Origin of the sequence: Streptomyces spiramenti, assembly GCF_012034385.1 — a bacterium.
GTDB classification, from domain to species: domain Bacteria; phylum Actinomycetota; class Actinomycetes; order Streptomycetales; family Streptomycetaceae; genus Streptomyces; species Streptomyces spiramenti.
This window is the reverse complement of record NZ_JAAVJB010000208.1, coordinates 1-8,812: the sequence shown is the minus strand read 5'-3', so window position 1 is coordinate 8,812 and position 8,812 is coordinate 1. Positions and strand designations below refer to the sequence as shown.

Genomic DNA, 8,812 nt, shown 5'->3' with positions numbered 1-8,812 from the left:
GCCCGCCGCGCGGTGGCACGGACGGGCCGTCGGTCACGTCGGTCGGGCGGTGGCAGGCCGGGTCGGATCAGGGCAGCAGCGTCTCCACCAGGGTCTCCTGGAGACCGCCGAGCCAGAGGTAGGCCAGCGCTATCGGCTTCACCGGGTCGTCGTCGGGGAGGTCGAAGAGCCGGTCGGTCTCGTCGTCGTCCGAGATCTCCAGCCGGGTCCCGATGGCGAGCCGCAGGTCGTTGAGGGTGACCAGCCACCGCTGCGACTCCGCGGGGGCCAGCCGCAGTTCGGCACCGCCGCCCTCGCCGGTGTCCAGCGCGTCGAGGTCGCGGATCACCGCGAGGCCGTCCTCCCGCTTCCGTGCCCGCAGGTCCAGCTCGGTGTACCGACGGAACTCCGAGGACCGCCGTTCGTCCTTCTCCTCCACCGGGCGGCCGGGAGCGCCGTACGCATCCGGGAAGAGGCGGGCGAGCACGGGGTCCGAGGGGGGCTCGGCGGGCCCCTCCGCGAAGAGGGCGTCGAGCGGGTCCGCGGCGGGGTCGTCCTCGCCCGGTCCGGGCCCGATCAGTTCCAGCAGTTGTGCGGTCAGACTTCGCAGGATCGAGATCTCCGCGGGGTCCAGCATGATCGTCGCGCCCGCTCCGTCCGCGGCGGGCTTGAAGTACCCCGACATCAGCGGTCCTGCGTCAGGGTCGCCCAGAGGCCGTAGCCGTGCATCGCCTGCACGTCGCGCTCCATCTCCTCGCGGCTCCCGGAGGAGACCACGGCGCGGCCCTTGTGGTGGACGTCGAGCATCAGCTTCTTCGCCTTCTCCTTCGAGTACCCGAAGTGAGCCTGGAACACGTACGTCACATAGCTCATCAGATTGACCGGGTCATTGTGGACCAGGGTGATCCACGGGACGTCCGGCGCGGCCACCTCGGACGGCGCCTGTTCGGACTCGGTGCGCTCGATCTCCAGAGGCATGGCACTCACGACTGTCGTCAACGCTCTCTCTCGCAGGGTGAACCACCGCTTACGCTCCCATGTTGCCACCCGTGGCCGCGCAGCGCCCGAACCCCCCGCAGCGGGACACGGGGGGCGCTCCCCCACCGAGGGGTAATCGTCAAACTGACGATATTGCGCTATGCTCGCCGTATGGACAGCACCAGCGCCCTACGCCCGCCGCACCAGGTCGACGTTCCCTCGACGGCGCTCTTCACGGACCACTACGAGCTGACGATGATCCAGGCGGCACTGCGCGCCGGTACCGCGCACCGCCGCTCGGTCTTCGAGGCGTTCACCCGCCGCCTGCCCGAGGGCCGCCGCTACGGCGTCGTCGCGGGCACCGGCCGCGTGCTGGAGGCCATCGAGAACTTCCGGTTCGAGCCGGCGATGCTGGAGTTCCTGCGCGAGCGCAGCGTGGTCGACGACCGGACGGTCGACTGGCTCGCCGACTACCGCTTCCGCGGGGACGTCCACGGCTACCCCGAGGGCGAGGTGTACTTCCCCGGCTCCCCCGTGCTGCGCGTGGAGGGCGGGTTCGCGGAGTGCGTCCTGCTGGAGACGGTGATCCTCTCCGTCCTCAACCACGACTCCGCCGTCGCCGCCGCGGCCTCCCGGATGTCGACCGCCGCCGCCGGCCGGCCGCTCATCGAGATGGGCGCCCGCCGCACCCACGAGCTGGCCGCCGTGGCCGCCTCCCGGGCCGCCTACGTCGGCGGGTTCGACTCCACCTCCGACCTGGCCGCCGGGTACCGCTGGGGAATCCCGACCGTCGGCACCAGCGCCCACGCGTTCACGCTCCTCCACGACACGGAGACCGACGCCTTCCGCGCGCAGGTCGACTCGCTCGGCGCCGGTACCACCCTGCTGGTGGACACCTACGACGTCGCCGAGGCGGTGCGGATCGCGGTGGAGACCGCCGGCCCCGAGCTCGGCGCGGTCCGGATCGACTCCGGCGACCTGCTGCTCGTGGCGCACCGTGTCCGCCGGCAGCTCGACGAGCTCGGCGCCCACCGCACCCGGATCGTCGTCACCAGCGACCTCGACGAGTACGCCATCGCCTCGCTGGCCGCCGCCCCCGTCGACGCCTACGGGGTGGGGACCCAGCTGGTGACCGGCAGCGGCCACCCGACCTGTTCGATGGTCTACAAGCTGGTGGCGCGCGCCACCGGTGACGCGCCGGACGCGCCGCTCCGCCCGGTGGCGAAGCGGTCCAGCGGCGGGAAGACCTCGATCGGCGGTGCGAAGTGGGCCGCCCGGCGACCGGATGCCTCCGGGGTCCCCGAGGCCGAGGTGGTCGGCACCGGCGAGGTCCCCGCGGAACTCGCGGACCACCTGATGCAGGTGGAACTGGTCCGCGGCGGCGAGGTCGTCGGCCGCGAGCCGCTGCCCGCCGCCCGCGAACGGCACCGGCGCTCCCGCGAGCGGCTCCCGCTCTCGGCCACGCAGCTGTCACGCGGCGAGGCCGTCCTCCCCACCGAGTACCTCCTCATCGACCGGGGCTGACCACCCCGGGGGGCCACCCGCCCCGGCTCCGGCGGCGGGTGGCGCCCCACCCATACTCGAACATCCGCCCGGAAGCCCGCAGACCCGCCAGACCCGCCAGACCCGCCAGACCCGCCAGAAGGGGTGTCCCGTTATGCGTCGCGCACTCATCGTCGTCGATGTCCAGAACGACTTCTGCGAGGGCGGAAGCCTCGCCGTCACCGGGGGCGCGGCCGTCGCCGCCGCCGTGGCCGACCTCGTCCGCGCCCCGGGATCGCCCTACGACCACGTCGTCGCCACCCGGGACCACCACATATCCCCCGGCGACCATTTCTCCGAGACGCCGGACTTCGTCGACTCCTGGCCGGTGCACTGCGTCGCCGGTACGCCCGGCGCCGAGTTCCACCCCGCGTTCGCACCGGTGGCGGCCTCCGCCGCGGTCGCGGCGTGCTTCGACAAGGGCGCGTACACCGCCGCCTACAGCGGCTTCGAGGGCGCGGACGCCGCCGGGGCGGGGCTCGCGGAGTGGCTGCGCGCGCGTGAGGTGACGGACGTGGACGTCGTCGGCATCGCCACCGACCACTGCGTGCGGGCCACCGCGCTGGACGCGGCGCGCGAGGGGTTCACCACCCGGGTGCTGCTGGAGCACACCGCGGGCGTCTCGGCCCCGACGATCGAGAGCGCGCTGGTCGAGCTGCGCGGGGCCGGCGTGGAACTGGTCGGCGCCGCGGAGGCCACCGCCTGACGCGGCGGCTCATCCGCCCCGGCACGCAGCGGGGCGGGTGCGACGCCCCGTGGCAGCGCCTGCCGCGGGGCGTCGCTGAGACCGGTGCCACGGCGGCGCCGTCAGGCGGAGCGGAGCTCCCGCCGCGGCAGCGCACCCATCGGCCGCCAGCGTTCGACGGGGCACTCCGGGTCGGCCCGCCAGAGCACGCCCTCGGGGTGGTGCAGGACCGCGGTGACCTCGTCGGGGGTGGGTGGGGCACCGTTGCCGCGGAGGTAGACCGAGCGCAGCCCCAGGTTCCGCAGCCGCGTCAGCGCGCGGGCCCGGTTCTGGGCGTGCACCAGCACCCGCACGCGCCCCGGGCCGCCGGGGCGGGGCAGCGACATCGCCACCACGACCGTGCCGTCCGGCATCCGCACGTACCCGCCCTCAGCCATGGTGCCGCGCCTGTCGCCCGAGGGGGACCCGTTCCGTACTCACCCTGTGCTCTCCTTTGCTGTCCTGCTGTGTTCGTCTCCTTCGTTCGACCCTGACCCCGAGCCGGCCGCCCGGGTCCCCGCAGGGCCTGCGCCGGGGCCCGGTCGGCGGCCGGCCGACAGGTCCCGTCCGGGCGTGGCGCGCCCGGCCCGGCCGCACGGCTCCCGGCTGGGAGCGCGCGCCCGGTCACCGGCCATCCTGACGCGAACGGCCGCCGCCCGCTAGGGGCGGCGGCCGAATCGTGCTCTGACCTGCTCTTTTACCGCGCCGGCCTGGAGTCGTGACCCAGGGCGGCGCAGCGATCGCGCTCCGCGGTCACCGGGAGGCGGAGACCAGGACGGTGATCGCGTCGTCGAAGGGCAGCTCGGTGAGGACGCTGATCTTCGTGTTGGTGTCCGGGACGATCACGCTGTTGCCCGGGTTCTCCTCGTACCAGTAGGTGCCGCGCCGGTCGTCGAAGACCGGGTTGCCCAGCTTGGCGCGCAGGGTGGTGGGTTCACCGTTGGCGTGGATGGTGAGCGGCTCGGTCGGCCGCCAACCGAACGTGGCGTCCCGGCTCTGGAACCGGTTGCGCATGATGGTGCCGTCCGCCCAGCGGTCGGGCTTCGCGTGCGCGTCGACCGGGAGGATCAGCCCCTGACCCGGGTGGACGCTGGTGTTGTTGTCGTTCTGGGAGGTGTCCCAGAGCCAGACCAGCATGCCGGGCCGGAACGAGAAGTGCTCCACCCAGTCCGGGCGGGTGTTCAGGAACCCGAAGTTGTACGGCCCTCGCTCCAGCGTCCGGTCGTAGCCCGTGTACTGGCGGTTCTCGACGATGTAGAACTGCTCGTGCGAGGAGGTGATGGAGCCGCCGATGACGGAGAACCCGGTTGCCGTCCAGTCGCCCTCGCCGTTCTCCGCGTCGTCGCTGAAGACCGTCTCGCCGTCGGCGGTGACGGTGATCGCGTCGGCGGTGAAGCCGGTGTCCGCGACGGCGACGTCGGTGAGGTAGCGGAAGCGGAGTTCGACGGGGCCGCCCGCGAACTCGTCCAGCGGGTAGACGAGTTCGGCGTGGTCGCCGGAGGCGCCGTGGAGCGCGGGCCGGCCGGCGCCGTCACGCGGGACGGCGGCACCGTCGGCGGTGCCGTCGAGCGTCGTCCACCCGCCTGTCCCGGTGCGCGCCTCGACGTAGAGGAAGTCGTAGTCCTCCTCGATTTCCCACCAGCCGGTCAGCTCCAGGGCGGCCGTGGTGGCACCGGTCAGGTCCACGGTGCGGGAGAGGGTGTTCTCCAGGCTGTTGCCGGAGCCGCTCCACCACTGGGAGTCGCCCTGCGCCGGGGCGACGACCTCCCGGGTGACCTCCTTCTCCGGGAGCTCGACGATCAGCGCCTGGTCGCCCTTGAGCGGCTTGCGCTCACCTTCGGGGTAGGTGAGGCCGGCGGAGCCGATGCGGTGCACCGAGGTGGTCGCCGCCTTGGCGGTGGCGTGGTCGAGCCAGCCCAGTTGCAGCTTCTCCCAGGCGCCCATCTCGTTGGGGACGGCGCCGATGGTGCCGTCGCCGTAACCGAGCCAGGAGCCCGAGGACATCGCCGACCAGAAGGTGGTGCCGTTCTCACCGCCCGCGGTGTCGTAGAGGTCCGGCAGGCCGAGGTCGTGGGCGAACTCGTGGGCGAAGACGCCGACCCCGCCGTTCTCCGGCTGGATGGTGTAGTCGCCGACCCAGAAGTCCGTCTCGCCGATCCGGGTGCCGCCGGCGAGGTTGCCCTCGGGACCGGCCTGGCCCGCGAGGTCGTAGAAGGCGAACCAGCGGTGCGCCCAGATCGCGTCCTCGCCCTGCGCGCCGCCGCCCGCGGAAGCGTCCTCGCCCGCGTGGACGATCTGGAAGTGGTCGATGTAACCGTCCGGCTCGTTGAAGTCGCCGTTGTTGTTGTGGTCGTAGCGATCCTTGACGTCGTACTCGGCGAGGATCGCCTCGATCTCGGCCTGGCTCAGACCGCGGGCGAGCTGGTCCTCGTACCAGGCGTCGACGCCGTCGGAGACGACCTCCCACACCGAGCGGCAGACGTTGGAACCGCAGGCGGTGTTGCCGTAACGGGCCTCGTTGTAGTCGACCTTCACCCAGTCGGTGACGTGGCCCTCGATCGAGTAGCGGCCGGAGGACTGGTTCTCGAAGTACTGCTTGACCGAGTCGCGGTCCGGGTCGTCCCCGAAGTACAGCTCCTCGAAGTGCGCCTGGCTGAAGTCGGGCTGCCAGATGGTGGTGTTGTCGTTCGCCCGGTCCGGCTCCTCGATCTGGTTGGCGAGGGGGCCGGGGTCACCGCCGAACTCGGGGTGGATCTCGTCCCCGAACTCGACCAGGATCGTGAAGATCCGGTCGGTTCCGGTCGTGGCGACCTCGGCGAACTCGCCGTCGGCCAGCTCGACGACCTCGGAGCCGTTCTGGCTGCGCTGCCGGGCCTGACCGGTGATCAGCCGGGACTGCGCCTCCTGCTTGAGCGCCACCCGCTTCTCGTCGAGCGGGTTCTCCAGGTGGTCCGGGGCCTCGCTCCGAGGAGCGGGCGCCGCGGCGCGTGCGCTGTCCTCGTGATCGACGTCGGGGACCGCGTGGGCGGTCCCGGCGGTTCCCAGGAGGCCGGCGCCGAGGGCGACGACCCCCGCCGCGGCCAGGACGCGTGACGACCGGGTGCTGAATCTCAGACTTCTGTTCACTTGGGGGCAGTCCTCCTGCGCGATCAGTGACAGTGCAGAGAGGAATCTGACACAGTGACACCACAAAAGGACAGAGCACGCACGGAAAGAGAGCAGAAGCGTCGCGCTTTACTGCCCTTTCTTCCTGGCGCACTGTGCGCCGCCGATCGATGACTCCGTGCGCCCCCTCATGCAACGGTCCCGGCGACGGCGGGGGCTTACGCTTGGGCGCGGCCGGGAATCGACGCCGGTAGGGCTGCCCCGGCCATCCGTTCCGGGGCGGCCGTCGAGCACACTCCCCCAGGACGGACGGACTGAAGCCATGCCGCACCCGACCCCGCTCCAGACCGTCGCCGGTTCCGCGACGGTGGTCTCCGTGACCCTGTTACTGCTGCTGCTCGCGCCCGACGCCTCCCCCGTCCTCGTCGCGGCCTTCGCCACCGGCGCGCTCGCCCTCGGCGTCGGGGTCGGCGTGCTGCTCCGTCCGCGTCGCGCCGCCGCGCACGGACCCGTCGCCGTGCCTCCCCGGCCGACGGGGACCGGGGCCGGGCCGGTCGCGCCGGTCCCCTCGCCCCACCCTCCCCACCCCGCGCACAGCTCGGCGGTCGTCACGAGGCCGGAAGTCAGAGTCTGACTTCCGGCCTCGTCGCTGTTCCGGCCCGGCCGCCGGGGCTCGGCAACCGGTGTGCACAGGACGGCGCGTGTGCGGTCATGAACGATGTCGTTCGGGACCGCACACGCGCGGTCCACTTCTTGTCCGCGCCACCGGCCGTTCGGACCGGCTGCCGACGGGTGTCGACCGTTACCGGGCGGGGGCGGCGCGCGGCCCAGGTTCGCGCGGTCAGGCCGTGGAGACCACCACGGTCTTGGCGCCCTTGTCGTGGAGGCACTGCCGGTAGGGCTTGTCCCAGGTGCAGAACAACACGTTCACCAGCCAGAACAGGAAGCCCAGGCAGGGGATCAGCTGCGGCAGCGAGTAGATGGCCGCGCGTCTCCACCCGGGATTGCCCACGGGGGTGTTGCCGCTGTCGAGCATGCCCACACGGATCTTCATGGCCATCTTCCCGACGGTCTGGCCCCGTCGGGTCAGCATGAGCCCCTCGTAGACGAAGTAGACCAGCAGGAACACGGCCTGCTGCAGCCAGGACCCGCCGTCGGTGTTGTCGTAGCCGGAGGTGAACGAGCCGGTGGCGGCTCCCAGGACGAGGAACACCGGGATACCCACCAGGAGCGAGTCGATGATGCGCGCCACCAGCCGGCGCGGCAGCGAGCCCAGCGGCGGCATTCCGGCCAGCGGTCCCTGTCCGCCGTACTGCCCGGGTTCGGCCCCGTACCCGCCGGGGGGCGGCGGCGCGTTGCCGTAGCCACCGGGCGGCGGCAACCCACCACCGGGCCCGCCGGGGGGAGGTTCGGCTCCGGGACTCCCGGCGTCACCCGCCGGCGGGGGCACGCCGTGGCTGCCGGGCGGCGGGGCGGGAGGCGGCGGGTCGTGGGGGAACTCCCCGGGCCGCGGGTCACGCCGCGGGTCACCGGGGCCGGGAGGCGGCTGGTCAGTGCTCATGTCCCGAGTCCAACCCCCGGGCCCGCCGCCCGCATCCGGTGGGGGCCGAACGGGCGACCGCACCCCGCCCGCGGGTTCGCACCGCGGGGGGGCGTGCAGCGCGCGGGGCCGACCGGTGCGTTCGCCCCGCCCGCGGGTTCGCTCAGCCCGGGAACCGGCGGGCGGACGGCCCGCTCAGTCCCGGCTCCGCACCGCGGCGACGAACGTGCCTGCCGCCTTGTCGTGCCAGCACTGCCGCCAGGGCCGGTCCCACAGACACCAGACGACGTTCAGCAGACCGATGACGAGCACCCCCAGCAGGGAGTAGGTCAGCCAGCGCACCAGGACCGCACCGGCCCCGGGCTTGTCGTGACCGTCCATCGTCGCGAGCCGCAGCCCCATGGCGGCCTTGCCGGGGCTGCGCCCCCACACGGCCGAGGGCAGCGCCTCCAGGATCAGGCCCACCAGCAGCATCGCGCCGAACACCATGCCGAGGTACCCGGCGGTGGTCGTGTCGAGCAGCCAGACGGTGTCGGTGACACCGGCCTGCTCGACCGCCGCGATCTTGCCCTGGACGTGGTCGCGCGCCCGTCCGACCAGCGGCCAGGCGACGGCCGCCGCGGCGGCGAACGGGAGGAGCGAGTCCAGCGCGCGGGCCGCCAGTCGCCGACCGAGTCCCGCCGGGTATGCCTGGCCGAGGTCGGTCTCCCACGGTGCGGTGGCCGCCAGCGCGAGCGGCTGGACCGGGCGCAGTGGCGCGGCTCCCGGGCCGCTCGGGGCGACCGGTCGCTCGGCACCGGTGAACGGCTGTGCCGGTGAGGGGAACACGGGCTGGAGCGGCGCGGCGCGGACGGAGCAGCACGCCGACCCCGACGCCGAGGGCGAGCGCGCCGGTGGCGAAGGCCGCGACGAGGACGGGGGAGGCGTCGGGCGCGAGCAGCAGC

General features: G+C 73.1%; 9 protein-coding genes. 3 read left to right on the top strand and 6 right to left on the bottom strand.

Annotation, left to right across the window (positions count from 1 at the left end; genetic code table 11):
* Positions 1–67: 67 nt before the first annotated feature.
* Positions 68–664: a DUF2017 domain-containing protein gene (locus HCJ92_RS19440; RefSeq protein ID WP_167934910.1), complete on the bottom strand. Its 597-nt coding sequence runs from the start codon at positions 662–664 to the stop codon at positions 68–70.
* Positions 664–957 (bottom strand): ATP-dependent Clp protease adapter ClpS, encoded by a 294-nt coding sequence (gene clpS / locus HCJ92_RS19435; protein WP_209311342.1) that lies wholly within the window; start codon positions 955–957, stop codon positions 664–666. Before clpS ends, HCJ92_RS19440 begins: the two co-directional genes overlap by 1 nt.
* A 171-nt stretch (positions 958–1,128) precedes the next feature.
* On the opposite strand from clpS, the gene HCJ92_RS19430 reads away from it, so the two are divergent.
* The gene (locus HCJ92_RS19430) at positions 1,129–2,481 is read left to right on the top strand and encodes a nicotinate phosphoribosyltransferase (RefSeq protein ID WP_167934908.1); all 1,353 of its coding nucleotides are present in this window, start codon (positions 1,129–1,131) and stop codon (positions 2,479–2,481) included.
* Positions 2,482–2,614: 133 nt separating this feature from the next.
* Entirely contained in the window at positions 2,615–3,205 is a 591-nt protein-coding gene (locus HCJ92_RS19425) for an isochorismatase family protein (RefSeq protein WP_167934907.1), read from the top strand.
* Between the two features lie 101 nt (positions 3,206–3,306).
* On the opposite strand, the gene HCJ92_RS19420 is transcribed toward HCJ92_RS19425, so the two are convergent.
* A complete protein-coding gene (locus tag HCJ92_RS19420) occupies positions 3,307–3,621 on the bottom strand; it encodes a hypothetical protein (protein ID WP_167934906.1) in 315 nt (104 codons plus the stop codon).
* Positions 3,622–3,976: 355 nt separating this feature from the next.
* Positions 3,977–6,349 carry an immune inhibitor A domain-containing protein gene (locus HCJ92_RS19415; protein WP_167934905.1) on the bottom strand — a complete coding sequence of 791 codons (2,373 nt, stop codon included), beginning with the start codon at positions 6,347–6,349 and terminating at the stop codon, positions 3,977–3,979.
* Positions 6,350–6,650: 301 nt separating this feature from the next.
* Between HCJ92_RS19415 and HCJ92_RS19410 the strand changes: the two genes are divergently transcribed.
* The gene (locus HCJ92_RS19410; protein WP_167934904.1) at positions 6,651–6,962 is read left to right on the top strand and encodes a hypothetical protein; all 312 of its coding nucleotides are present in this window, start codon (positions 6,651–6,653) and stop codon (positions 6,960–6,962) included.
* Positions 6,963–7,169: 207 nt separating this feature from the next.
* Here the strand turns inward: HCJ92_RS19410 and HCJ92_RS19405 are convergent, their stop codons facing one another.
* Positions 7,170–7,889 carry an RDD family protein gene (locus tag HCJ92_RS19405; protein ID WP_167934903.1) on the bottom strand — a complete coding sequence of 240 codons (720 nt, stop codon included), beginning with the start codon at positions 7,887–7,889 and terminating at the stop codon, positions 7,170–7,172.
* Between the two features lie 174 nt (positions 7,890–8,063).
* The gene (locus HCJ92_RS19400; protein ID WP_167934902.1) at positions 8,064–8,696 is read right to left on the bottom strand and encodes an RDD family protein; all 633 of its coding nucleotides are present in this window, start codon (positions 8,694–8,696) and stop codon (positions 8,064–8,066) included.
* Positions 8,697–8,812: the final 116 nt, after the last annotated feature.

Bases quoted from the DNA above. Each gene is read 5' to 3' on its own strand.
- HCJ92_RS19440 (WP_167934910.1), bottom strand. From the start codon at position 664: ATGTCGGGGTACTTCAAGCCCGCCGCGGACGGAGCGGGCGCGACGATC.
- HCJ92_RS19405 (WP_167934903.1), bottom strand. From the start codon at position 7,889: ATGAGCACTGACCAGCCGCCTCCCGGCCCCGGTGACCCGCGGCGTGAC.
- HCJ92_RS19410 (WP_167934904.1), top strand. From the start codon at position 6,651: ATGCCGCACCCGACCCCGCTCCAGACCGTCGCCGGTTCCGCGACGGTG.
- HCJ92_RS19425 (WP_167934907.1), top strand. From the start codon at position 2,615: ATGCGTCGCGCACTCATCGTCGTCGATGTCCAGAACGACTTCTGCGAG.
- clpS (WP_209311342.1), bottom strand. From the start codon at position 957: ATGCCTCTGGAGATCGAGCGCACCGAGTCCGAACAGGCGCCGTCCGAG.
- HCJ92_RS19420 (WP_167934906.1), bottom strand. From the start codon at position 3,621: ATGGCTGAGGGCGGGTACGTGCGGATGCCGGACGGCACGGTCGTGGTG.
- HCJ92_RS19430 (WP_167934908.1), top strand. From the start codon at position 1,129: ATGGACAGCACCAGCGCCCTACGCCCGCCGCACCAGGTCGACGTTCCC.